20 protein-coding genes are annotated in these 24,313 nt (G+C 67.2%); 10 read left to right on the top strand and 10 right to left on the bottom strand.

Annotation, left to right across the window (positions count from 1 at the left end):
- The first annotated feature begins 39 nt into the window (after window positions 1-39).
- Entirely contained in the window at window positions 40-252 is a 213-nt protein-coding gene (locus LN047_RS01585) for a DUF1059 domain-containing protein (protein ID WP_271264045.1), read from the top strand.
- A gap of 94 nt (window positions 253-346) precedes the next feature.
- Here the strand turns inward: LN047_RS01585 and LN047_RS01580 are convergent, their stop codons facing one another.
- Complete coding sequence (locus LN047_RS01580; RefSeq protein WP_373981011.1) at window positions 347-3,733, bottom strand: TM0106 family RecB-like putative nuclease; 3,387 nt, start codon at window positions 3,731-3,733, stop codon at window positions 347-349.
- Between the two features lie 261 nt (window positions 3,734-3,994).
- Between LN047_RS01580 and LN047_RS01575 the strand changes: the two genes are divergently transcribed.
- Window positions 3,995-4,771: a Sir2 family NAD-dependent protein deacetylase gene (locus LN047_RS01575; protein WP_180099600.1), complete on the top strand. Its 777-nt coding sequence runs from the start codon at window positions 3,995-3,997 to the stop codon at window positions 4,769-4,771.
- Between the two features lie 11 nt (window positions 4,772-4,782).
- Here the strand turns inward: LN047_RS01575 and LN047_RS01570 are convergent, their stop codons facing one another.
- Complete coding sequence (locus LN047_RS01570) at window positions 4,783-5,835, bottom strand: YafY family protein (RefSeq protein ID WP_175156415.1); 1,053 nt, start codon at window positions 5,833-5,835, stop codon at window positions 4,783-4,785.
- A 172-nt stretch (window positions 5,836-6,007) separates the two neighbouring features.
- A complete protein-coding gene (locus LN047_RS01565; protein ID WP_373981010.1) occupies window positions 6,008-7,534 on the bottom strand; it encodes an EAL domain-containing protein in 1,527 nt (508 codons plus the stop codon).
- Window positions 7,535-7,971: 437 nt separating this feature from the next.
- Here LN047_RS01565 and LN047_RS01560 point away from each other — a divergent pair, with 437 nt between their 5' ends.
- Both LN047_RS01560 and LN047_RS01555 read left to right on the top strand, forming a co-directional pair.
- A complete protein-coding gene (locus LN047_RS01560) occupies window positions 7,972-8,904 on the top strand; it encodes an N-carbamoyl-D-amino-acid hydrolase (protein WP_152385403.1) in 933 nt (310 codons plus the stop codon).
- Between the two features lie 131 nt (window positions 8,905-9,035).
- The gene (locus LN047_RS01555) at window positions 9,036-9,971 is read left to right on the top strand and encodes an ornithine cyclodeaminase family protein (RefSeq protein ID WP_373981009.1); all 936 of its coding nucleotides are present in this window, start codon (window positions 9,036-9,038) and stop codon (window positions 9,969-9,971) included.
- 17 nt (window positions 9,972-9,988) lie between these two features.
- Here the strand turns inward: LN047_RS01555 and LN047_RS01550 are convergent, their stop codons facing one another.
- Window positions 9,989-10,924, bottom strand: a complete 936-nt coding sequence (locus tag LN047_RS01550) for a LysR family transcriptional regulator (RefSeq protein WP_373981008.1) — start codon at window positions 10,922-10,924, stop codon at window positions 9,989-9,991.
- 96 nt (window positions 10,925-11,020) lie between these two features.
- Between LN047_RS01550 and LN047_RS01545 the strand changes: the two genes are divergently transcribed.
- Window positions 11,021-12,241 carry an MFS transporter gene (locus tag LN047_RS01545; protein WP_373981007.1) on the top strand — a complete coding sequence of 407 codons (1,221 nt, stop codon included), beginning with the start codon at window positions 11,021-11,023 and terminating at the stop codon, window positions 12,239-12,241.
- Window positions 12,242-12,285: 44 nt separating this feature from the next.
- On the opposite strand, the gene LN047_RS01540 is transcribed toward LN047_RS01545, so the two are convergent.
- Both LN047_RS01540 and LN047_RS01535 read right to left on the bottom strand, forming a co-directional pair.
- The gene (locus LN047_RS01540; RefSeq protein WP_373981006.1) at window positions 12,286-13,179 is read right to left on the bottom strand and encodes a DUF4261 domain-containing protein; all 894 of its coding nucleotides are present in this window, start codon (window positions 13,177-13,179) and stop codon (window positions 12,286-12,288) included.
- Between the two features lie 96 nt (window positions 13,180-13,275).
- The gene (locus tag LN047_RS01535) at window positions 13,276-14,178 is read right to left on the bottom strand and encodes a LysR substrate-binding domain-containing protein (protein ID WP_373981005.1); all 903 of its coding nucleotides are present in this window, start codon (window positions 14,176-14,178) and stop codon (window positions 13,276-13,278) included.
- Window positions 14,179-14,302: 124 nt separating this feature from the next.
- Between LN047_RS01535 and dkgB the strand changes: the two genes are divergently transcribed.
- Window positions 14,303-15,106, top strand: coding sequence for a 2,5-didehydrogluconate reductase DkgB (gene dkgB / locus LN047_RS01530; RefSeq protein ID WP_373981004.1), 804 nt, complete (start codon window positions 14,303-14,305; stop codon window positions 15,104-15,106).
- 48 nt (window positions 15,107-15,154) lie between these two features.
- Here dkgB and LN047_RS01525 read toward each other — a convergent pair whose 3' ends face one another.
- Window positions 15,155-16,066, bottom strand: a complete 912-nt coding sequence (locus tag LN047_RS01525; RefSeq protein WP_373981003.1) for a LysR family transcriptional regulator — start codon at window positions 16,064-16,066, stop codon at window positions 15,155-15,157.
- Window positions 16,067-16,186: 120 nt separating this feature from the next.
- On the opposite strand from LN047_RS01525, the gene LN047_RS01520 reads away from it, so the two are divergent.
- Together LN047_RS01520 and LN047_RS01515 are read left to right on the top strand one after the other, a co-directional pair.
- Window positions 16,187-17,179 carry a Bug family tripartite tricarboxylate transporter substrate binding protein gene (locus tag LN047_RS01520; RefSeq protein WP_373981002.1) on the top strand — a complete coding sequence of 331 codons (993 nt, stop codon included), beginning with the start codon at window positions 16,187-16,189 and terminating at the stop codon, window positions 17,177-17,179.
- The gene (locus LN047_RS01515) at window positions 17,176-18,372 is read left to right on the top strand and encodes an amidase (protein WP_373981001.1); all 1,197 of its coding nucleotides are present in this window, start codon (window positions 17,176-17,178) and stop codon (window positions 18,370-18,372) included. Before LN047_RS01520 ends, LN047_RS01515 begins: the two co-directional genes overlap by 4 nt.
- Before the next feature lie 73 nt (window positions 18,373-18,445).
- Here LN047_RS01515 and LN047_RS01510 read toward each other — a convergent pair whose 3' ends face one another.
- The 3 genes from LN047_RS01510 to LN047_RS01500 are packed head-to-tail and all read right to left on the bottom strand — an operon-like array spanning window position 18,446 to window position 20,312.
- Window positions 18,446-19,102 carry a DUF799 domain-containing protein gene (locus LN047_RS01510; protein ID WP_062840052.1) on the bottom strand — a complete coding sequence of 219 codons (657 nt, stop codon included), beginning with the start codon at window positions 19,100-19,102 and terminating at the stop codon, window positions 18,446-18,448.
- Entirely contained in the window at window positions 19,102-19,623 is a 522-nt protein-coding gene (locus LN047_RS01505; RefSeq protein ID WP_373981000.1) for a DUF4810 domain-containing protein, read from the bottom strand. Before LN047_RS01505 ends, LN047_RS01510 begins: the two co-directional genes overlap by 1 nt.
- 11 nt (window positions 19,624-19,634) lie before the next feature.
- A complete protein-coding gene (locus LN047_RS01500) occupies window positions 19,635-20,312 on the bottom strand; it encodes a CsgG/HfaB family protein (protein ID WP_142051699.1) in 678 nt (225 codons plus the stop codon).
- A 368-nt stretch (window positions 20,313-20,680) separates the two neighbouring features.
- Between LN047_RS01500 and LN047_RS01495 the strand changes: the two genes are divergently transcribed.
- On the top strand, window positions 20,681-21,988 hold the full coding sequence (locus tag LN047_RS01495) for a chloride channel protein (RefSeq protein WP_373980999.1): 1,308 nt from the start codon (window positions 20,681-20,683) through the stop codon (window positions 21,986-21,988).
- A 15-nt stretch (window positions 21,989-22,003) separates the two neighbouring features.
- Window positions 22,004-24,271: an FdhF/YdeP family oxidoreductase gene (locus tag LN047_RS01490; RefSeq protein WP_226847765.1), complete on the top strand. Its 2,268-nt coding sequence runs from the start codon at window positions 22,004-22,006 to the stop codon at window positions 24,269-24,271.
- Window positions 24,272-24,313: the final 42 nt, after the last annotated feature.

Here is a 24,313-nt window from a genome sequence, read left to right as displayed (position 1 = left end):
ACGCAACCCCTTTGCGGGACATGCGAGAAGGAGAGCCTCATGACACGCAAGTACATCGATTGCCGCGAGTATCCGAGCGAGATGAACTGCTCGGTGGCCTTGTCCGCGGACTCGGACGAGGAACTGCTCGAAGCCGCGGTGCAGCACGCCACCACGGTGCACAAGCACGCTGACTCGCCTGAACTGCGCACGCAGCTCAAGTCTCTTTTCCACGACGGCACGCCGCCTGTCGAAGCGCCCCGCCGGGGCTGACGTCGCGCGCTGTTCGGGCCCTGCCGGCTGGGCGGTTCGCCCTGCCGGCAGGGCCCGCCTTTCTCAGGCAAGCTCCGGCATTTGGACCCGCGCGTTACGCCGGCCGACCGGCCTCGGCGACCCAGCACAGCGTGTTGACCAGCGCCATCTGCTCGGGCGTCTGGCATCGCACGGACAGCAGGGCGGGGCTGGCGACCAGGATCGCCAGCGACTTGGCCCGCGATACCGCCACATTCAGGCGGTTCCTGCTGAACAGGAATTCCATGTCGCGCGGCATGGTCTCGCCGCTGGAGGTGGCCATGGAAATGATCACCACCTGCGCCTCCTGGCCCTGGAACTTGTCCACGGTGCCCACCCGCGCGCCCTCGGGCAGCGCCTGCCGCAACGTATTGACCTGCACGTTGTACGGCGCCACCACCAGCACGTCGTCGGGCGTGACGGGCACCGCGCGGCCCGTCTTGTCCAGATAGCGCTGGCGCATCAGGCTGCCATACAGCGCGGCGACTTCGCGCGCTTCTTCGTCGCTGGACTGCGCATTGCCCTCGTGCACGACGGGCACGTACCGGATGCCGCTGGCGGCCAGTGCGTCCGCGGCGTCCGCGCCCAGCACCAAGCCCTGCCCGGCCGCCGATTCCGCGGCGCGCAGCCGGCCGTCGTAGATGGCGTCCGAAATGAATCCGCAGATCGCCGGGTGCATGCGGTACGAGGTGTCCAGGAAGATGCCGCGATCGGCCGCGATGGTGGCATGGCCGTTCAGCAGATATTCCAGCGTGGATTCGCCCGAGCGGCCGGGATGCGTGCCCTTGGTCGGCTGGCCCAGCTGCATCTGGTCGCCCAGCAGCACGATGTTGCGCGCGCATTGGCCCAGCGCCACCAGGTTCGCCAGACTGACCTGGCCCGCCTCGTCCACGAACAGGTAATCGAACTGCTGCTGAAAATCGGCCCGGCTAAAGAGCCACGCCGTGCCTGCCACCAGCTGATGGCGCGACAGGTCGATCTTGTCGTTGGCAAAGACGTCTTCGATGAATTCGCCGTTGAAACAGGAATCGTCGCCTTCCTTGCCCGACTTCTTCGCGCCCGTGAACGCCAAGCCCGCCTCGCGCGCCGCCTTTTCCAGGCCGGCGAGCAGGTTGTTGATGGCATGGTGGCTGTTGGACGTGACGGCGATGCGCTTGCCCTGGCGCAGCAGGTGCACCAGCACGCGCGACCCGGTATAGGTCTTGCCCGCCCCCGGCGGCCCCTGCAGGAACAGTGTGGTCTCGTCCATGCGGCCGACGATGTCCACGACCTGGTCAAGCAGGTTCGCGCCCGGATCGGCCAGCGGGGCGCCGGGCGCCACGCCGGCGATGCGCGGCGGTTCATGCCGCAGCAGCGCGTCCACCGCCCGGAACGGCGTGCTGGCGCCATCGGCCGACGCCAGCAGCGCATCGCCGTAGCGGAACATGGCGTTGGCCAGTTCGTCGATGCTGACCGGCCTGCCCGGCCCGAGCGACAGGCGCTGCGGGGGCGTGGCCTTGCGCGACAGGGTGAAGGTGGCCACGCCGGCCCCCATGTCGACCGTCAGCCGGCTGATGGCCGGTCCGCCGCGCACGTCCGTACAGGCCGATCCGGTGCGCAGCTTGGTCTGCTGCGCCGGGAAGCGGTAGGTGTAGCGCAGCGATTGCGCCACGGGCTCGGGGGCCACGCTGTCGTCGCGCACCAGCCCGCCCAGGCATTCGTTGTCTTCCACCAGCTCGGCCTCCGTCGCCTGCATGCGCGCGAACATCGCCCACCACTCGGGCTTCTGCTCGCGGCGGTGAAAGTCCAGCAACTGGTAGACCAGCGCGCGGTAGCTGTCGCGGCCGGACCAGTCCGCTTCGTCGGCCGGCAAGGGCCCGAGCAGCGCGGCGCGATACGGCTCCAGCCGCAGTTCGGCCTGAGTCTTTTCGCCGACCTGGAACCGGGCGGCATCGATCGCTTCCTGCGCATCGCGGCGGTTCGCCCAGGGCATGCCGTCAGGACGCAGCGCGCACAGCCAGTCGCGCAGCTTGTACGTGGACAGCACATCGTCGCGGTTGTAGTCCGCAATGTCCTGCAGCAATTGCGCCTCGCCCGTGCGCTTCCAGCGTTCGTAATAGACGATGCTGGCGCCGGCGTTGGTCACGCCGCCCTCGCGCTGCGGCAGGTAGAAGTGTTCGATGTTCTTGATCGAATAGCCCGGCTCGGACACGCGCACGCCTTCGCGCACGACCTGGTACAGGTCCACCAGCTTGTTCATGCGCAGCAGGTTGTCGACTTCGGCCTCGCGGGTGGCGTGAACCGACATCAGCCGCTTGATTGCCGTCGCCTCGTAGGGCGCGTAGTGGTAGATGTGCGCCTCGGGATGGCGGTGCAGGCGCGCCACCACGAAGTCGATGAAGGCTTCGAACGCCTGTTTTTCTTCGCTGCGGTTGTGCGCCCAGAACGGAACGAAGCGCTCCTGCCCGTCGTCGATGACGTACAGCCCAAACAGATATTCCAGCCCGCCTTCCTCAAGCGGATCGCCTTCCATGTCGAAGAACATGTCCCCCCGGTCCGGCTGCGGCATGCGTTCGAAACCGCGCGGCGCGGCGTCGTCCGGGTCCTTGGCGATGCGGTCCCAGTGACGCCCCCCGTCGGTCCGGGCGCGCAACTGCAGCGCCGCCTGCGCCCGCAGCTTGTGCAGGATGGCGGGCTCCATGCGCGCCACGGCGGCGTCCGGCGCCAGCGTGCCCAGTTGCGCCAGCGTGCGGATGCCCTGGGCGTTCAGCTTGCGGATCTGCTGCCGCGTGATGTTGGCGACCAGCGACAGATGATCGTCTTGCGCGCGGCGCGCCTTGCACAGCGAATCCCAACGGCACTGGGCGCATTTCTCGCAAGGGTCGGGATAGGTGGCCGCATCGTCGCGCTTGTCCACGTGCGCCTCGAATCGGCGCATGACCTGGCGAAAATAATGCGCGTAGTCGGCCACGCGCAGGGATACCTCGCGGCCGCTGCCGAGCACCACGTGCATGTACAGCGGCGCCGCGCCCTGCTCCAAGCCCAGCAGCCACGAATAGAACGAGAGCTGAATGGCGAACTTGGCGCGCGCCGAACGTGCCAGCTTGGTGTCGCTGGCCTCGTAGCTGTAGCTGCCCAACCGCGACGGGCGCCCGCTCTTGAGCAAGAAATCGGCATGGCCGATATACCGGTCGTGACGAAACGCCGCCTGGTAGATGACGTCGGCGCCCTCCGCCATTGCCTCGCGCGTGCGGGCCAGACGCGCAGCCAGTCCGTCGCCCGCATCGCTCACATCGACGATCCGCCGTCCGCTGGCGCGCAGGCGTTCCAGATACGCGCGTTCGTGGTCCAACCCTTTTTGCTGGATCAGTTCGAGCTGTTCGTCCTCTTCTGCTTGCGGCAACGGGTCGTCCAGATTGATCAGATCCAGCGTGGTGAGGTGCTCGCATTCCAGGAACGCCACCAGGTCGGAAGCGGAAAACAAAAGGCGGTCGCCGTTTTTTTGCATGGTGCGGGAAGGAGCCGGTGCGATGGCGGAGGCCAAGAATAGCAAATGAAGCGGCGGCCATTATGCGGCCGGATAATCAAGTAATCGGCTGAAATACCGTCCCGATTGATTCAACCCCATTTTGTCCAAATACGCTCTCATAATCCGTTGTGTTTCAGAGAATGGAAGCGACATGCCTGGTTTGTTCGATACGATTATCTTCAGCCTTGATCGCACGGTATTTGACGGGCGGCTCGCATGAAACTTCGCACACTCGATATTCCCGATTCCCTCGTGCAACTGCTGCGCGACGCGCGCCTTGTCGTCGTGCTGACGGGATCGGGCCTGAACCCCGCCAGCCGCCTGCCGCAAAGCCGGGATGGCATGCGCGGCCTGTGGGCCCGCTACGACGCCGCGGCGCTCGCCACCGTCGAGGGATTCCGCAGGGATCCGGCGCTGGTGTGGGCCTGGCACGAGGAACGGCGGCGCCGGGCGCTCGCCGCCACGCCCAACGCGGCGCACCGCGCGATTGCCGCGCTGGCCGAGCGCGTGCCGGGCACATTCGTGGTGACGCAGAACGGCGACACGTTGCACGAACGCGCGGGCAGCCCGCGCATCCTGCACCTGCAAGGCCGGTTCGACCAGCCGCGATGTTCGGCCTGCGCCATGCCTCACACGCTGACGGCGCCGCCGGATGCGCCCGCGCGGCATGGCCCGTATCCCCCCGCGCCCGCCTGCCGCATCTGCGGCGGCCTGGTGCGCCCGGGCCGGTTGTGGCACGGCGAGGCCCCCGGGCCCGCCGTGTGGCGGGTGGCCAAGGGACTGGCGGCCAACGCCGATCTGGTCCTGACCGCGGGCACGTCATGCCAGACGTCCGCGGCGGCCGAACTCTGCTACGAGGCGATGGGATACGGCGCGCAGCTTGTGCAGGTCAATCCCAACCCCACGATGCTCGATCGCGTGGCCAGCCACAGCATCAGGGGTCCGGCCGAAAAGGTGCTGCCGCTGCTGCTGGCGCGCGCCTGGCCCGGATGATGCGAAGCGGGCTAGAGGTAGCGGCGCGCCAGTTCGCGCGCCTCGTGGGCAAATCGGCTGCGAATGGCTTCGGGTTCCAGCACCTCGATCGAGGACGCGTGGCCGTGCAGCAATTGCCACAGCATGACGGATGGGCGCACGGTGGCCGTCAGCATGAAGCCGTGCTCGTCCTCTTCAATCTGCTGATCGCCCGACAGCCAGAACTCGCGCAGCGGATGACGCCGCCGGCGGCCGTCGTCCATCATGGGTTCGGCGGCGTGCAGCCGGATCCGGGTTTCCTCGCCCGGATCGAAGTTCAAGGCTTCCTCGCGGCGCACGAAGTCCTGCAGGTCGAACGTGGGGTCCGGATCGGCCGGCTCGTCCAGCAGCCGCACCTCGGACAGCCTGTCCATGCGGAACAGGAATCGCCTGCCCGGCTGGCTCGGCCCCCACGCCACCATGTACAGCACGCCCGCGCGGTCGACCATCGCCAGCGGCGTCATCACGTAAAGGCGCTCGGCTGGCGTCTTCTCGCCAAAGGGCGTGTTGCGAAAAGACAGTTTGCGGTTGTAGTACAGCGCGCCGCTAACCTGGCGGTAGACCTCGGCGGACACCGTGGGCAGCACGATGGGATGCGTGCCGTCGATACGCAGGATCTTGCGCGCCCAATCATGCGCCGGTCCGATCGCGGGCTGGGAGCGATGCGTCTGCAGATATCGCCACGCGCTGTCGAAGGTGGCTTCCAGGTCGTCCAGCACGACGGCCGGCAGATGGCGGTCGGCCACCTGCTTGAGCGCGCACATGGCCATCGCCATGTTGGCGTTCATGTTCTGGATGTGGAAATCGGTGCGCCGCAGGGTGCGGTACCAGAGCTTGCCGCGGGTGGCGCCCGCACTGCCGACGCAATCGAGCTTGAGCAGCGTGCGGCGGATCTGCTTGTCGCCCGGCGCGGGGTTCAGCAGCGTCGCGAGCCGGTTGCGGATTTCCGCCATGCCCATGCCCCTCTCCATCGCTTCGGCCTCTTCATCCTCGACATACGGCAGGATGCGCAGCAGGTTATCGACAAGCGTATGGTCCAGTCCCATGGCAGATACAACAAATTAACCCGTTAAACAACGCAGGCATTCTATCTGCAAAACCGGCCTTTAATAATTTGGTCCGGTAAAGATAATGCCGGCGACGCGCCAGGACGGGGCTTCGGATTATGTCGGCTGTGCGCAATATAAAATAGACATTCGACAGCTGGCCGCCAGCCTGTCACTCGGCGACGATGTCGCTCAAGGGCACCGGCCGGCCGAACAGCCAGCCTTGGCCCACCGCCGCGGGCTGGCGTTCAAGCAGATAGCTGGCCTGCGCTTCGGTTTCGATGCCCTCGATGATGAGGTTGATGCCCAGCTCGCGCGAGATGGCAATCACGTGGTCCACGATCAGGGTGCCCGCTTCCTCCTCGCCGATGGCGCTGGTGAAGCTGCGGTCCAGCTTGATCGCGTCGGCCTGCAGTTCGGCCAGGTAGTTCAGGTTCGAATGACCCGTGCCGAAATCGTCGATGAATACCTTGAAGCCCTTGCCGCGCAATGCCTTGACCATCGCCAGCACATGGCCGTCGGACAACGGCGTGCCCTCGGTAATCTCCAGCGCCACATTGGCCGGCATCAGGCCGCGCTCGCTGACCGCGTCCATCAGGAAGTTCCGGTAGCCCGCGTCCTTCAGGTCGGCCGCCGACACATTGATGCTGACGTAGAGTGCCGGGTTGCTCCGAAGGCGTTCGTGCAGATCGCGCAGCGCCTGTGACGTCACCAGCCGCGACAGCGCGCGGCCCAGTCCCATCGCCTCGGCCAGCGGCACGAACAGGATCGGCGAGACGTCGCGGCCGCGGGCGCGCCAACGGGCAAGCGCCTCGAAGCCGGCAAGTTGCCGCGTGGCGAGCTGGCGCAGCGGCTGGTAGTGGACCTGGATGTCGCCGGCCAGGATGGCCTTGCGCAGCTCGGTCCGGGCGCTGCCCGCGTGCAGGCGCCACATGACGCAAAGGCCGGCCAGAAAGGCAAGCGCCAGGGCGCCGACGACCGACATCACCATCGCGGGAAGCTGGAACCAGGCGTCGGACCGCAGCCGGGACACGACGCAGATATCCGGGCCGCCATCCGGCGCGCACAGCCAGGCGCGGCGCTCGGGCGCGAAGCCAAGACCGTCGCCGGCATCGCCATCGGCGGGCACGTCCAGATCGTGCGCGCGGCCAAAGCGCCGGTATACGTGGCTGCCGTCACGCGTCACGATCTTGGCGTCGATGCCCGAGCCTGGTTCGGGAAAGCCGTCGAACGCGCCCGGCGCCGTGAACACGATGACGTCGCGCAGTGAAGCCATGTCGCCGATGATGCGGCGGTCGACGATATTGGCCGCGCCCACCCAGAGCTGCAGTCCGCTGGACACCGTGAACGCCGGCGGCGGCAGGGCCAGCGGCTCGGGCAGCTTGCCCCAGGCGGCCGAGCAACGCAGCATGCCGCCCAGCGTGCGGCCGATGTCGCGGATGTAGGTGGAATTGAAGAGCAGCACGCGCAGCGTCGCCACGTCCGCCTCAGAGCACAGGGCGCCGCCCTGCGTGGCCGCGGCCATGAGACGGTGGCCCTCCTGCGCCACGCGCAGGGCGTGCGCCAGCAGCCGGGCGTTATGCCCGGCAAGCCTGTCGTCGGCCTGATTCAGCTCGATCTGGCGTCCAGCCAGCACCCCCGCGAGGAATCCAAGCGCCGACAACAACAACACGAAAGCCGCAATTCTGGGACGTGACATGGGGACCGGTGACACATGGGCGGCGCGTGGTAAGTCATTCTGCGCGTAAGGCAATGTAACCGAAGATTCACATCCTTAAACGGGAAATTCACCCCTGCGGACCCGTCAATTGTGGCTTTCGAAACGGGGCCCCGCCCCACACGCCGCCCTCGCCAGAATCCCGGCCTGCGTGGCTTGGCGGCCCCTTCTACGGGGAAACCCGATATCAGAATTTGCGCGACGCCCATGATCCCGCGTTATGCACAGGTACGGACCAGCCCGAGCCCATGCTGAAATTTTCCAGGCAGATCAACGGGTTGCATTGGCGCCCGCGGCCGGCTGCGCGCACCCTGCGCGCGATCGGCCGCGGTATCGGATCGGCTCGGACCCGGGCATGCTTGCGGCCTTCGGCCTTTCTTCTGGAGATTCCTGTGACCCCCTCTTCCCCGTCCCGCAAAATGGGCCTGGCCGTCGCTCAGATGGGCGCCGTCAATCTTGCCGATTCCCGCGCGGCGGTCGTGCGCCGTCTCGTCGAGATGATGCGCGAAGCTGCCGCCCGCCAGGCGGAATTCGTCGTGTTTCCCGAGCTGGCGCTGACGACGTTCTTTCCCCGCTACTGGATGGACGACGCCGAGGCGGTGGAGCGCTACTTCGAGAAGAGCATGCCCAACGCCGACGTGCAGCCGCTGTTCGACACGGCGCGCGAACTGGGCATCGGCTTTTACCTGGGCTATGCCGAACTGACGCCGCAAGGCCGCCAGTTCAACACCGCGATCCTCGTGGACCGCAGCGCAAAAATCATCGGCAAGTATCGCAAGATCCACCTGCCGGGCCACTCGGACCACAAGCCCGACGCCCCCTTCCAGCATCTGGAAAAGAAGTTCTTCGAGGTCGGCGACCTGGGCTTTGGCGTTTGGGAAACCAACGACGTGAAGATCGGCATGTGCCTATGCAATGACCGGCGCTGGCCCGAGACCTACCGCGTCATGTCGCTGCAAAGCGCCGAGCTGATCGTGCTGGGCTACAACACGCCGTCGTTGAACATTCACTGGAACGAGCCCGCGCACCTGCGCACCACCACGCACGAGATCGTGTTGCAGGCCAGCGCCTACCAGAACGCGGTGTGGATCGGCGCGGCCGCCAAGTGCGGCTTCGAAGACGGTCATCACATGATCGGCAGCTCGATGATCGTGGCGCCGTCCGGCGAGATCGTGGCCCGCGCAAGCGGCGAGGAAGACGAGGTGATCACCGCCCGCATCGATCTGGCGCTGGGCCAGACGTTCCGCGACCACGTCTTCAATTTCGCCAAGCATCGCAGCCCGCATCACTACAAGCTCATCGTCGAGCGCACCGGCGCGGGCGACCCCCTGCCGCGGCCCGACGCCGACTGAGGCCGAGAGCGGCTTGCCCTACCCGAGATTGCCCGCGCCACCGCGGGCAATTTCTTTTGGGTGCCGCCGCCTTCGCGCTGCTAGACTGCCCGGTGGCCCCTTGATTGACCGACCATGCAGGCAACGATCCGATGCGCTTAATCGACACCGAGCAGACCCGCAACGCCTTGTCCTTCGACACCGTCATACCCGCCCTGCGGGACGCCTTCCACGAAGGCGCCACGGTGCCCGCCCGCCACGTGCACGCCATCCAGTCCGGCAACGCGCACGGCACCTCGCTCATCATGCCCGCGTGGAGCGAACGCGGGTATTTCGGCGTGAAGATCATCAACATCTTCCCTGACAACACGCATCAGGGCCTGCCCGGCCTGCACGCCACCTACAACCTGTACAGCGCCAGGACGGGCGTGCCGGTCGCGCACGTGGACGGCGACATCGTCACCGTGTACCGCACCGCCGGCGCCGCCGCGCTGGGCGCGGACTACCTTGCCCGCGCCGATGCCCGCACGCTGCTCATCGTGGGTTCCGGACGCATCGCAGGACTGGTGGCGCAGGCCATGCGCACGGTACGCCCGATCGAGCGCGTGCTGGTCTGGAACGTGCGGCCGGCGGGCGCCGAGGCGCTGGCGGCCCGCCTGCGCGGCGAGGGCTTCGATGCGCAAGCCGTGACCGACCTTCAGGCCGCCACCGGCCAGGCCGACATCGTCAGCTGCGCCACGCTGTCCACCGAACCGCTCATCCGCGGCGCGTGGCTGCGGCCCGGCACGCACCTGGACCTGATCGGCAGCTTCAAGCCCGAGATGCGCGAGACCGACCCGGCCTGCTTTGACGGCACCACGGTCTACGTGGACACCGACGAAGCGCCCACCAAGTCCGGCGACCTGCTGTCGGCGTTCGAGGCCGGCGTGCTGACGCGCGAGGGCATCGCCGGCAATCTCCACCAGCTGGCCGCCGGCGAACGTCCGGGCCGAAGCAACGATCAGGAAATCACGGTGTTCAAGGCCGTGGGCAGCGCGCTGGAAGACCTGACGCTGGCGACGCTGGTGTACGAATCCGTGAAGGACTGAAAGCCGGGACACCGCCGTCAGTGCCCGGCCAGCTCCATCGGCAGATGCTCGCGCATGATCTCGATGAAGCGCCGCAGCCGCGCCGGCTGAAAGCGCGACGGCGCATAGACCAGAAACACGGGCAGGGCGTCGGCGCGCCATTGCGGCGCCAGGTGCACGAGGCGGCCGGCAGCCAGATCGTCCTGCATGGCCCACGCGGATCCCAACGCCACGCCCAGCCCCTGGATGGCCGAATTACGCAGCGCGTGCAGGCCGTCGGTGGACAGGCGCGGCTGGATATCGAAGCTTTGCCTGTCGCCGCTGCCGCAATGCGTCAGGGTCACCTCGGTGCGATAGAAGGTGCGCAGCGCCAGCCACGGCAGTCGCGCCAGTTCCGGCGGATTCTGCGGCACGGGCCCGCCGGCAAGCAGGTCCGGCGAGGCCACGACGATGCGCGGCACCTCGCCCAGCTTCACGGCGATCACCGACGGATCCGTCACGGCCCCGACCCGGATCGCGCAATCGACGTTTTCGGCGATCAGGTCCGGCATGCGGTCGTGCAGCAGCCATTCCACCCGCATGTTCGGATAGCGCTTCAGGTACTTGGCCAGCGGTTCGATGAACTGATCCTGGCCGAACACGTGAGGCGCCACCACGCGCAGCATGCCGGCGGGCTCGTCGCCCGCGCCGCGCACCTCGCTTTCGAATGATTGAAAGGTGGCGAGCAGCTCCTTGCCGCGTTCATAGCAGCGCTGCCCGTCTTCGGTCAGGCGGATGGCGTGGGTGGAGCGCTTGAGCAGCCGCACGCCCATTGTGCGCTCCAGCAATTGCAGACGGCGGCTGACGGTGGGTTGCGTGCCGCCCATCTGGGCGGCGGCCGCCGACAAGCTGCCGGCCTCGACGATGCGCACGAAGGTTTCGATGAGCAGCATGCGGTCGGTGCCGGCGGCAACGGGGAGGGCGGGGGCGGTCATACGCCTATCGTATAACGGATGTACCCGAAGGTCGGCTACCAAAACCAGGGGTGAAAGCCCAGAATTTGCCCCGTACCAATGCCACCGGACACCACCATGTCATCCCCCATTTCCCACCCCTCCCTATCGCGCGGCCTGGTTTTCCTGCTGGCCGTGGGCGCCGGCCTGGGCGTCGCTTCCCTTTACTACAGCCAGCCGATGCTCGGCGTGCTGGGCGCGGACATCCACGCCAGCGCCGAGACGCTGGGCTGGATTCCGACGCTGACGCAGCTGGGCTACGCGTTCGGCATCCTGATGCTGGCGCCGTTGGGCGACCGGTATGACCGCAAACGCATCATCCTGGTCAAGGCCGCCGTGCTGAGCCTGGCGCTGCTTCTGGCCGGCGCGTCGCCCACGATCGGACTGCTGCTGGCCGCCAGCTTCGCCATCGGCGTTTCGGCCACGCTGGCCCAGGACATCGTGCCGGCCGCCGCCCACCTGGCGCCGGCCGAGCAGCGCGGCAAGATCGTCGGCACCGTCATGACGGGCCTCTTGCTGGGCATCCTGCTCTCGCGGGTGGTCAGCGGATTCGTGGCCGAGCAGTTCGGCTGGCGCATGATGTTCGCGGCCGCCGCCGTCAGCATCGTGGCGCTGGGCGCAGCCCTGTGGCGCGGCCTGCCGCGTTTCGAACCGTCTACGCGGCTGGCCTACAGTGCGTTGCTGGGCTCGCTGCTGACGCTGTGGCGCCAGCATCCCGGCCTGCGCCGCGCCGCAACCGCGCAGGGCCTTCTGTCGCTGGGGTTCAGCGCCTTCTGGTCGACGCTGGCCGTGATGCTGCATGACGCGCCGTTCCACCTGGGCGCGGGCGCCGCCGGCGCGTTCGGCCTGGCTGGCGCCGCGGGCGCCCTGGCCGCGCCGCTGGCGGGCCGCGTGGCCGACACGCGGGGCCCGCTGGCCGTGGCCAGCCTGGGCGCCGGCCTGACGATGGTGTCGTTTGCCGCCATGATCTTTCTGCCCTTCCTGCCCCCGCATGCCGCGCTGTGGCTGATCGGCGGCGCCGCCGTCGGCTTCGACCTAGGCATCCAGACCTCGCTGATCGCGCATCAGAGCATCGTCTACGGCATCGACCCGGCCGCCCGCAGCCGCCTGAACGCCATCCTGATGACGGGCGTCTTCATCGGCATGGCCGCCGGCGGCGCACTGGGCAGCCTGGCGCTGGCCCACTGGGGCTGGACCGGCGTGACGCTGACCGCCGCCGGCGCCGCAGCCGCCGCCCTGGCCCTGCGCCTGTGGCCCGCCAATAACCGCAATGGCGAGGCCAGCCGCTACGCGGCGTGAGGATCCCGGGCTGGCGCCGCCAGGCGGCACGGTAACCCGGCGATTTAACCCGGCGTATTGATCTGGTCGGCCGAGATGATCTCGGCCACCAGCACCTGCCCCGGGCCGTCCAGAAAATATTCTTCCTTGGCCGGCTCGCGCAGCTTCATGTAGGCGTCCTCCCCGATCTGCATGGTGTGGCCGGCGGCCAGTTCGGCGCCGCTTTCCAGCATGTAGCTCATGATGTTGTTGAACGTCGTCGAGTAGACCTCGCCTTCGTCGTGCCCTGCCGCCAGCACGGCGAAGTCCGGCAGGCCGAAGGCATCGCCGCCATACGTGCGCATCCATACGCCCTGCACGCCTTCGACTTCATACTTCACGAAACCGCAATACAGCATGTTCAGCGGCAGCGTGCGCAAGAGGTCCATGGTTTCCTCGCCCAGCGACTCGGCGGCGAACACGCCGGCTGGAAGCGACGTGTGCGCATGCTCGTTCAGGACCGCCAGCGCCTTGAAACCGGTCAATGCGCCCGCCACCGCCGCCAGCGCCACGTACTGCTCCAAGGGATCGGTTTCGAATCCCGCGTAGTACAGGATGATGTGGCTGGCGTGGGCGCGGACCTCGTCCTTCATCGCGGCGGGATAGTGCGATGGCGCGACGCAGGTCTCGAGCGCATCCTTGGGATAGGGCGCATTGAAGCCCACCAGCCGCACGACGTGCTTGTCCCAGCCGGCCATGCCCAGGAATTCCGGCATGTCGGGCGCGATTTCCGCGCGCGCCTTGGCCATCGTGGGATGGTAGGCGCGCAGCGCATCGGCCAGCGCCGCCTCGGTGATCGCGAGCGGTTCGGCGAACAGGACCTGCAGGCTCAACGGCTGCGCAATGTCCGGGTTGGCCAACAGGGCGGCGGAATCGGCGGATTCCTCGTTGCGGCCGAAGAAGCGGGAGAAGATGCTCATACGTATCCAGGGTTCAACACAAAACGGGGACAGTATAAGGATGCGCCACGCGCCCCTGCCGCCGGGGTCGCCATTGGATACATCTTCGTGGGTCCGCTATTCCTCGAAGCCGCGCGTACCCACCGTTTCGACCACGAAGTCGATGAAGGACTTGATGCGCGAAGAGATCGCGGTGTTCCGGTAGTACACCGCGTTGATCGGCTGCCGGACTTCAAGCAGCTGCTTCACGAAGAGCGGCTGCAGCGCGCCGCTTTTGCGGTCCGCGCGCGTCATGAAGTCGGACAGGCACACGATGCCGCCGTCGTTCAGCGCCAGCTGGCGCAGCGTCTCGCCGCTATAGGCGCGCACCTGCGGCTTGACGTGCACCGGCTGCCCGTCGGCATCGAGCAGCGGCCATTCGTTCAGCGCTTCCAGTTGCGCAAAGCCCAGCAACACGTGCGAGGCCAGGTCCGCCGCGCGGCGGGGCGTGCCGTGCCGCGCCAGATAACCCGGACTGGCCAGCACACGCACCCGGCTCGTGCCCAAGGCCACCGCGTGCAGCGACGAGTCCTTCAATCGCCCGATCCGGAACGCCAGGTCGGTGCGCCGCTCCAGGAGGTCAATGTTGCCTTCGTTGCTGGTCAGTTCCAGTTCCACCTGCGGATAGCGCGCGCGATAGGCCGGCGCCAGCGGCGCGATGACATGCAGCATGAAAGGCGAGGCCGCATCCACGCGCAAGAGGCCCGCGGGCTGATTGCGCCGCAGGTTCATCAGCTCTTCGGCCTCCTCGACCGACGCAATGATGCGGCGCGCCTGCTCCAGGTAGGCCTTGCCTTCTTCGGTCAGCGCCAGACGCCGGGTCGTGCGCCGCATCAGCGTGGTCTGCAGCTTTTCTTCAAGCCGGCTCATGGTGCGGCTGGTGGCCGAGACGGTCTGGCCCAGCACCTCGGCGGCAGCGGTGATCGAGCCGCTGTCCACGATGGCGATGAAGACCTGCATTTCGTCGAGGGTGGTTTTCATAGTTGACGTTTTATCAAAAGTCTTTCGCCGATACCGGTATTTTTTTGCAAGGGTACGGCAGGCACACTAGCGCCATCCCCGGACCTCGCCGGTCCGGCCTCAGTACATCCCCCAGGAGTTTTCCATGCCCATCCCCGCCTTTGGCGTCGGCACCTTCCGCCTGCAAGGCCAGACCGTCATCGATTCCGTGCGCAACGCGCTGGACGTCGGCTACCGCGCGATCGACACGGCGCAGATCTACGAGAACGAGGCCGACGTCGGCCAGGCCATCGCGGAATCGAACGTGGCCCGCGCGGACCTCTACATCACCACCAAGATCTGGGTGCCCAACTACGCCAAGGACAAGCTCGTCCCCAGCCTGAAGGACAGCCTGGCCAAGCTGCGGACCGACTATGTGGACCTGACGCTGATCCATTGGCCCGCACCGGACAACGGTGTGTCCGTCGACGAATTCATGACGGCGCTGGCCGAGGCCAAGGCGCAGGGCCTGACGCGCCAGATCGGGATTTCCAACTTTCCCATCGCCGAAACGCGGGCCGCCATCGCCGCCGTGGGCCGCGACCAGATCGCCACCAACCAGATCGAGCTCAGCCCCTACCTGCAGAATCGCAAGCTCACCGCGTTCCTGAAGGAAGCGGGCATCCCGGTGACCTCGTACATGACGCTGGCCTACGGCAAGGTGCTCAAGGATCCGGTCATCGGCCAGATCGCGCAGCGCCACGCGGCCACGCCCGCGCAGGTCGCGCTGGCCTGGGCGTTGCAACTGGGTTATGCCGTGATCCCGTCCTCCACCAAGCGCGAAAACCTGGCCAGCAACCTGCTCGCCCGGGACCTGCGCCTGACGGACGAAGACATGGCGCAGATCGCCGCGCTGGAACGCAACGGCCGCGAAGTCAGCCCGGAAGGTCTGGCGGCGGACTGGGACTGAACGGTCAGCACCGGCGAAGACGCATGCAGCGCGCGCCACGCGCAGGCGTCATGACAGCGCCTTCTGGCGCGGCTGCTGCTTGGTGTCCCGCATGATCGCCACGAAGGCATCCACCGCGGGATTGCGGTGATCCGGGTGGCGCGCGGCAGCCAGTTCGGCGCGGAACGCGCCGCGCCCCCGGATGCCGACGTAGGCAAGGATGTCCATGCGCATCCGCGCCAGCGACGCCGGCACCACGGCCGCGCCAAATCCCGCTTCGACCAGCGTCAGGATCGTCGGGATCATGCTTTCCTGCACGATGTTCGCGGGCTTGCCGGCGGCTTCGACCATCTGCCGCAGCACCTGGCTGAAGTAACGCGACCGGTCGCGCGCATACCCCACGATCGGCAGATCCAGCACCTGCTCCATGGTCACCCAGCGTTTCGCCGCTAGCGGATGGCCGCGGCGCAGCGCCAGCACCATGGGCTCGGAGTACAGGGGCACGGGCGACAGGTCCGCATCCGCAAAAGGCGGACGCAAGAGAGCCAGGTCCAGCCGCCGCTGATGCAGCGCCTCCGGCATCTCGCTCGAATTCATTTCCTGCAAATCCAGCACCACGCCCGGATAGCGCTGGCGGAACACGAACAGCGCCTGCGGCACGTTCGAATAGGCGGCGCTGGGCGTGAGACCAATCGTGAGCTGTCCGGCTTCGCCGCTGGCCGCCTGCCGCACGTGCCGCACCGTGGCCTCGTGTTCGGCGGCCATCTGCCGCACGCGGCGTTGCAGCTCGGCGCCGGCCGCCGTTAGTTTGACCGTGCGCGTGGTGCGTTCCAGAAGCTGCACGCCCAATTCATCTTCAAGCTTGCGCACGCTTTGGCTCAGCGGAGGCTGGCTCAGATGCAGACGCTGCGCCGCGCGGCCGAAATGCAGCTCTTCGGCCACCACGGCAAACACCTGAAGCAGACGGCTGTCGATCAGCATTTATTTTCCTAGCGAATCAATAACGGGAGAATAAGGTATTAGACATCCTAATGGCAGCTTCCTACCATGCTGGCACAATCCACGGGCCCGTACTGCGGCCCTCATGACACGGGAAATGCCATGCCTGCTGCGTCCTTCACCCTCAAGCTTCTGGCCGGCGCCTTCGCGGCCGGTCTCTGTCTCGCCTCGCCCGGCGCGCTGGCGCAAGCCGCCTATCCGGCGCAGGCCATCAAGTTCATCGTGCCGTACGCGGCCGGCGGCAGTTCCGACACGCGCTCGCGCCAGTTGGCGCAGAAGCTCAGCGATTCGCTGGGCGTGCCCGTCGTGGTCGACAACAAGCCCGGCGCCAGCGGCAACATCGGCACCGCGCAGATCGCGTCGGCCAAGCCGGACGGCTACACGATTGGCCTGGGCAACTTCGCGCCCATGTCAGTGAACAAAGCGCTCTACACGATGCCTTTCGATCCGGCCAAGGACATCGCGCCCGTGGCACTGATCGAGCGGGGCCCGATGGCGCTGGGCGTCAGCAGCAAATCGCCTTATGCCGACCCCGCCGCGCTCATCCGCGATGCCAAGGCCAATCCCGAAAAGCTCAATTACGCCTCCACCGGCGCGGGCAGCGCATCGCACTTGAGCACGGAACTGTTCAAGGAGCAGGCGGGCGCCAACGCGACCCACGTGCCGTACCGCGGCGGCGCGCCGGCCGTGAACGACCTGATCGCCGGTAACGTGGATTTCTACATCGAACTGCCTAGCCTGTTCCTGCCGCACGCGGCCGGCGCCGACGCCCGCATCAGGATGCTGGCGGTCGCCTCGGACAAGCGCGCCCCCGGTCTGCCGGACGTTCCCACCTTCAAGGAACTGGGAATGCCGGACATGGTGGTCTCGAACTGGTTCGGCGTAATCGCGCCTGCTGGCACGCCGCCGGACGTCATCAAGACGCTGAACGAGCACATCAACCGCGCCCTGCAAGACAAGCAGTACCGCGCCGTGGTGGAGTCGCAGGGTGGCGAGGTTGCTGGTGGCACGCCGGAGCAGTTCCGCGACTTCATTGCCAGCGAAAACGCGCGGTGGACGCAGTTGATCCAGCAAAAGCAGATCAAGGTTCAATGATGCAGCCAGCGCACGAAGCCCTTGCGCGCAGCAAGGCGGGGGATGCGCAGGTCCAGGCCTGGGTCTGCCTGGCCGACGAGGCCTCGGTCGCGGCGCCAGCCTGCCAAGGTCCGCTGGCCGGCGCTGCCTTCGGGGTCAAGGATGTGATCGACGTCGCCGGCCTGCCGACGCGCTCGGGCTCCGCTGCAGAATCGGCGGAACTGGCGCGGCGCGACGCAAGCTGCGTCTCGCAGTTGCGCGATGCCGGTGGGGTGCCCATCGGCAAGACGGTCACCGCCGAATACGCCTACGTCACGCCGGGCCCGACCCGCAATCCGCGCCACCTGGCGCATACACCGGGCGGATCCTCAAGTGGCTCGGCGGCGGCCGTCGCGGCGGGCATGGTCGACCTGGCGCTGGGCACGCAGACGGGCGGGTCCATGATCCGCCCCGCCGCGTTCTGCGGCGTGGTGGGGTTCAAGCCGACCTTCGGGAGGGTGCATCGGCAGGGCATGCACGTGCTATGCGATTCGCTGGACACCATCGGCTGGTTTACGCGCGACGTGAAACAGTCGCAAGCGGTGGCGTCCGTGCTGCTTCCCGGGTTGGCCGCGCATCGCCCGGACCGCCCGCCACGTGTTGCGTTGCTGACCTGCAGCGCCATCGGCGACCTGAGCGGCGCCGCGCGGCGAGCGCTCAACGACTGCGCGGCCACGCTGCGCGAGCACGGCGCCCATATCGACGCGCCGGACGTGGACGCGGACCTGCAGGCGCTCCTGGATATCCACGCGCAAACCATGCTCGCTGAACTGGCGCGCGGCCTGCTGCCGGTGGTTCGCGGGCCGCACGGCCATCTGCTGTCGCCGGCACTGCGCACGGCGATAGACCGGGGGTTGGCCATTACCCATGCCGAGTACGCAGCGCTGCAGCGACGCCGCGCGCGGCTGGGCGGCGAGTGGCTCGAGCGCTTTGGCGCCGTGGACTTCATCGTTACCCCCAGCGCCCCGTCCGAGGCGCCCGAAGGCACGCGATCGACAGGCTCGTCGCTGTTCAATCGCGTATGGTCGCTGTTGGGCTGGCCGGCGTTGCACCTGCCCACCGCGCATGCGGACAGCGGTTTGCCGGTGGGCGTGCAGTGGGTGGCGCGAACCGACGAGGATCAGGCTCTGCTTGGCTGGGCCCGGAAACTGCACCCGCTCGTGCAGCGCACGTGATCTCCCAGGCGTCGAAACAAAATCGCCCGCGCGCCGAAACTAGCGCGCGGGCGTAAGCCGTCATCCGGCGGGTTTACTGAGCTTCGTAGCGCGGCGAGCGCGGTCCGTACAGGATGCCGCCAGGGGTACCGGCGCTGAGCAGCAGGTTGTTCGTCATGCCGGCCACGCTGTAGCTGCGATCCGTCAGATTGTTGATCACCTGATCCACCACGGCCTGCACCAGCATGCCGATCAGGCCGCCGTTGCTGTTGTTGTTGGCGTGCACCACCTGCTTCGTGCCGCTCCACAGCTTGGCGCCGTTGCGCAGGTCGAGCAGTTCCGCGTCGATCGAGACCGTGACCGTGCTGGACAGGACCGCGTAGCTGGACCCGTACTGCTTGACGGTCATGTACAGCGCCGCATCGGCGCCGAAGATCTCGCGCAGCTTGACGGCCGGCAGCTCATGGATGTCGTCGGGCGAGGTCAGGCCGTTCTGTTTGAACGTTTCTTCCATGACGCCGACCGGAATCACGTAATAGCCGGATTCAGCGAGCGGGCGCGTGGCCTGCGAGAGCACGGCCGAGGTGGCCGCCACGTCCACCGACGTGTTCAGCGGCGGCAACACCAGGATCGACGCCGGCTTGCTTTCGCGAAACGCGGTGTAGTCGACATGCTTCTGCGGCGGCGCCACGCAACCCGTCAACAGCGCCGCGAGGGCCACGAGGCCGGCGCGCATGAGTGTGTGCATCATCACGATCCTTTCTTCAACGTGCCAGCTTCGACGGGCGCGGCGGGGTTGGCGGCGGCTGGGCTGGCGGTAGTGGGCGACCCGGCGGCGGGCGAACCCGCCGGCAAGCCCTCGCCCGTTGCGGCAACGGTCTGCGGCTTGCCCGCGTTGCGCAGCAGGAAGTCCATGAACGGCGCGGCTTCCGGGAAGGCGGCTTTCTCGCCCTGCATCTGCTCGACGCCCTTGTCGCCGTCGCCCATCTTCAGGTAGAGCATGCCCAGATGCGCGCGAAAGCCGGGCGGCAGTTCGGCGTTGGCTGCGCGCGCCGTCTCGATGTTCTTCTCCATGGCGAGCGTCTGCGTCGCGTAATCGCCGCCGTCGTCCTTCAGGTAGGCGTAGACCGAGCCCTCGTAGGACTGCCAGCTATACATGGACTTGGGCTGCTGCACGCAGGCCGACAGCACGCCGGCCAGGCCCACGATCGCCAGTGCGCGGACGACGCGCGCGCATGTTGCGCCGCCGCGGGGATTGAAATGGTTTGCCATGCGCGCCTCCGTCAGTTGCGTGCGGGCTGCCAGGCGCCCTGCTCGATGCCGTCGACCAGACGGTCCACGGCTTCACGGATGGCCAGGTCCAGCACCTTGCCGTTCAGGGTGGAGTCGTAGCCGGCCGTGCCGCCAAAACCGACGACTTCGCGGTTGGACAGGCTGTATTCGCCGGCGCCCGAGGCGGAATAGACCACTTCCGAGGTCGTCGCATCCACCACGTTCAGGTCGACTTTGGCGTAAGCCACCTGCTCCTTGCCGCGGCCCAGGATGCCGAACAGTTGCTGGTCGCCGGTGACCTTGCGGCCGAAGGCCGTCACATCGCCCGTGACGACGTAGCGCGCGCCCTTGATCTGCGCGGCCTTCTTGTTGAATGCGGCTTCCTGTGCGATTTCGGACAGGTTGTCGCGGTCCATCACCTGGAATCGGCCGCTGCGCTGCAGGTGGCTGACCAGGATCGTCTTGGCCTGGCCGCCCAGCCGGTCCACGCCATCCGAGAACACGCCGCGCAGGTAGTTGGTGCGGTTGTCGAACTTGCCGACCGAAATGGGGCTGCGCACGCCCGCGTAGGGCTTGCTGGCAGCGGCGACGGCCGGCACGGCCAAGGCTTGCGAACGCTCGGTCGCGCAGCCGGCCATCACACCCGACAACAGCGCCAGCGCGCCGATCTTCATAGCCTTGTTCAACATTGTTCTCTGGTAAAGCGCCACTTCTTCACTCCCGTTACGCGTGGGTCATCGAGGACGCGACGGTAGCAATGCCTCGAATCGGTTGAAATCGGACTGGGACTAAATGCTCCGCGTTGCTCTACGAGGCGCCCCATCCATCGAATGGAACGGGAAGTATAAGTACTGAATTACTTGGATACTATTTGAAATAAAGCCGAAGTTTGGGCGGTATTTGACGTCAAGCAAGAGAATTCGGGATTAATGCCTAACCAATAGGTATGGGTTTGCGGCTGGTAATGGCCGCTTTGAAAGGAACGGCCCCTACACTGCCTCATCGCAATGCGCGCCTCGATGCGTGGGCGCGCCAAACGACAGGAGCCCATCCTGGTATGAACGACCTGAAGCCCGATGATCCGTCCTGGCTGCGCCCGCGTTTCCTGCTCGCGGTGATCCTGACCGGCCTGTTCGCGGGGCTGGGAGGCATGTTGCTCGGGATGCTGCTCCATGCCGTGCAGCATCTGGCATATGGCTACGCCGAGGGCCATGTGGTCAGCCACGAGACCTTCCTGGAAGGCGTGCAAGCCGCCAGCGGCCAGCGCCGCGTGATGGCGCTGGTGCTGTGCGGCGTGGCGGCCGGTGGCGGATGGTGGCTGATCCATCGCTATGGCCGTCCTCTGGTCAGCGTAAAAGCGGCGGTGTCCGACGCCACGCGGGGGATGCCTGCGTTGACGACGATGGCGCATGCCATTCTGCAGATCGTGACGGTGGGGCTGGGCTCGCCGCTGGGTCGCGAGGTGGCGCCGCGCGAAGTCGGCGCGTTGGCAGGCGGCCGATTGGCCGCGCTGCTGCGCCTGCCGCCCGCGCAGCACAGTCTCGTCATTGCCTGCGGCGCGGGCGCGGGGCTGGCCGCCGTGTACAACGTGCCGCTCGGCGCGACGCTCTTTGTCCTGGAAGTGCTGGTGGGGTCCTTCGCCTGGCCCGCCGTGGCCGCGGCGCTGGCGGCTTGCTGCATCGGCGCGGTGGTGGCCTGGGCGGGCTTGGGCAACGTGATCCAGTACGCCGTTCCCCCCATGCAGATCAGTACCAGCCTGGTCGTATGGGCCATCGTCGCCGGGCCTGTCTTCGGCTGCGCGGCCCACGTCTGGCAGCGACTGACCGACGCCGCGCGCCGCAATGCGGCACGGGGCTGGCGTCTGCCCGTGGCGTGCCTGATCAATTTCACCCTGCTCGGGCTGCTTGCGATCTACCTGCCCGCGCTGCTGGGCAATGGCAAGGGCCCGGCGCAACTGAGCTTTGACAATGACCTGACCCTCGCCCTGGCGGCCACGCTGGCGCTGATGAAAGTGGCCGTCGTCGTCTGCACGCTGCGTGCCGGCGCGGCGGGCGGTCTGCTCACCCCGGCCGTTGCCGTGGGCGCGTCGATGGCGGTCGTGCTGGGCGGCCTGTGGAGCATGGCCTGGCCCGACTCGCCGCCCGGCGCGTTTGCCGTCGTGGGCGCCGCCGCCTTTCTGGCCTCGTCGATGCGCATGCCGCTCACCGCGGTGGTGCTGATCCTGGAGTTCACCCGGGTCGACCAGGCCTTTCTCGTTCCCGTCATCGTGGCCGTGGCCGGCTCGGTGCTGGCAAGCCGTTACTGCGACGCTCGCGGCGCGCGGCTTGCTCCCGCCCCCGACGCCGCCGCGCGCAACGCACCCTGAGTTCCGGAGATTCGCATGACCCAAGGCAAACCCGCTGGCATCCGCCCCTACGACGCCCCCGCAGGCGGTTGGGGCGCCCTGAAGGCGACCGCGCAGGCGGTGGCCAACCAGATGCGCATCGCCGAGGCGCCCGCGCTGCTGTTGCGCACCAATAAGCCGGACGGCTTCGATTGCCCCGGCTGCGCCTGGCCCGACAAGGCGCATACGTCGACGTTCCAGTTCTGTGAAAACGGCGCGAAGGCCGTGACGTGGGAAGCCACCCGCAAGCGCGTGACGCCCGAGTTCTTTGCCGCGCATCCGGTGGCCGAGCTGCTGACCTGGAGCGACCACGACCTGGAGAACGCGGGCCGCCTGACGCATCCGCTGGCCTACGACGCGGCCAGCGACACCTACCAGCCCATCGAATGGGACGACGCGTTCGCGCGCATCGGCCAGACGCTGGCCAGCCTGCCCGACCCGGACATGGCCGAGTTCTATACCTCGGGCCGCGCCTCCAACGAAGCGGCGTTCCTGTTCAGCCTGTACGCCCGCGAATTCGGCACCAACAATTTTCCCGACTGCTCCAACATGTGCCACGAGGCCACCAGCGTCGGGCTGCCCCAGGCCATCGGCATCGGCAAGGGCACGGTGTCGCTGGACGACTTCGATGTGTGCGACCTCATCATCTCGATGGGACACAACCCCGGCACGAACCATCCGCGCATGATGGGAACGCTGCACGAATGCGCGCGCCGCGGCGTGCCCATCATCGTGTTCAATCCGCTGCGCGAACGCTCGCTGGAGCGCTTTGCCGATCCGCAGGATCCGATCGAAATGGGCACGATGGGCTCCACGCCCATCGCATCCACGTACTTCCAGGTCAAGGTCGGCGGTGACGCCGCCGCGCTCAAGGGCATCATGAAGGCGCTGATGAACGCGGACCGCGACGGGCGCAACACGCTGGACCACGAATTCATTTCCCGGCACACCAACGGCTACGAAGCCTTCGCCGAAGACCTGGACGCCACGAGCTGGGCCGACATCGAACAGGCAAGCGGCCTGCGTCAGCGCGACCTGGAGCAGGTAGCCGACGCCTATGCGCGATCCAACGCCACCATCGTCACGTATGGCATGGGCATCACGCAGCACGAAAAAGGCACGAGCAACGTGCAGCAGATTGCCGCGCTGCTCTTGATGCGCGGCAACTTCGGCAAGCCGGGCGCGGGAATCTGCCCCTTGCGCGGGCACTCGAACGTGCAAGGCAACCGCACGGTCGGCATCACCGAAAAAATCGACCACACCATGTTCGACCACGTCGAACAGACCTTTGGCTTCCGGCCGCCGGAGCGGCACGGCCACGATGCCGTGGAGGCCATGAAGGCCATGGCCGCGGGCCGCGCCAAGGCGCTGATCTGCCTGGGCGGCAATTTCGCGATCGCGCTGCCCGACACCGACGCCTGCGAGCGCGGCATGCGGCAGCTGGACCTGGCGGTGCATCTGAACACCAAGCTGAACCGCTCGCACCTGTTGATCGGCAAGCAGTCGATCATCCTGCCGGTGCTGGGCCGCACGGAAAGCGACGTGCAGGCGGGCGGCGCGCAATCGGTCACGGTGGAGGATTCGATGTCGATGGTGCATGCCTCGCGCGGCAAGCTGCTGCCGGCATCGACGCACCTGCGGTCGGAACCGGCCATCATTGCCGGCATGGCGCAGGCGACGCTGCCGCGCAGCCGCGTCAACTGGGCGCATCTGATCGAGGACTACGACCGCATCCGCGACCTGATCGAAAAAATCTACCCGGACTTCCGCGACTACAACGCGCGCATCCGCATCCCCGGCGGCTTTCGCCTGCCGCTGCCCCCCACCGAGCGCATCTGGAAGACGGCCTCGGGCAAGGCCGAGTTCATTCCGTTCGCCGGCCTGCGCGAAGATCCCGACATCGTGGAAGGCAACATCCTCAGGCTCACCACGCTACGCAGCCACGACCAGTACAACACCACCATCTACGGCCTGGACGACCGCTATCGCGGCGTGTTCGGCCGGCGCGACGTGCTGTTCATGAACGCGGCCGATCTGGCGCGCCATGGCATCGCGCACGGCGACGAGGTTGAAATCGTCACCAGCCTGCCGGGGCAGACGCACCGTCGCCTGCGGTTGACAGCCATCAAGCACGACATTGCGGCCGGCTCGGTGGGCGCGTACTACCCGGAGGCGAACAACCTCTGCCCGCTGGATTATCAGGACACGGCGAGCGGCACGCCCAGCTACAAATCGATTCCGGTGCGGATCCGCAAGGCAGCGTGATCGCCGCGCCTCATCCATCTGGACGAGCGCAACCGGGGTCAG

Origin of the sequence: Achromobacter sp. JD417 (assembly GCF_041879325.1) — a bacterium.
GTDB lineage: Bacteria > Pseudomonadota > Gammaproteobacteria > Burkholderiales > Burkholderiaceae_B > Achromobacter > Achromobacter mucicolens.
This window is presented reverse-complemented; position numbering and strand designations above follow the sequence as displayed.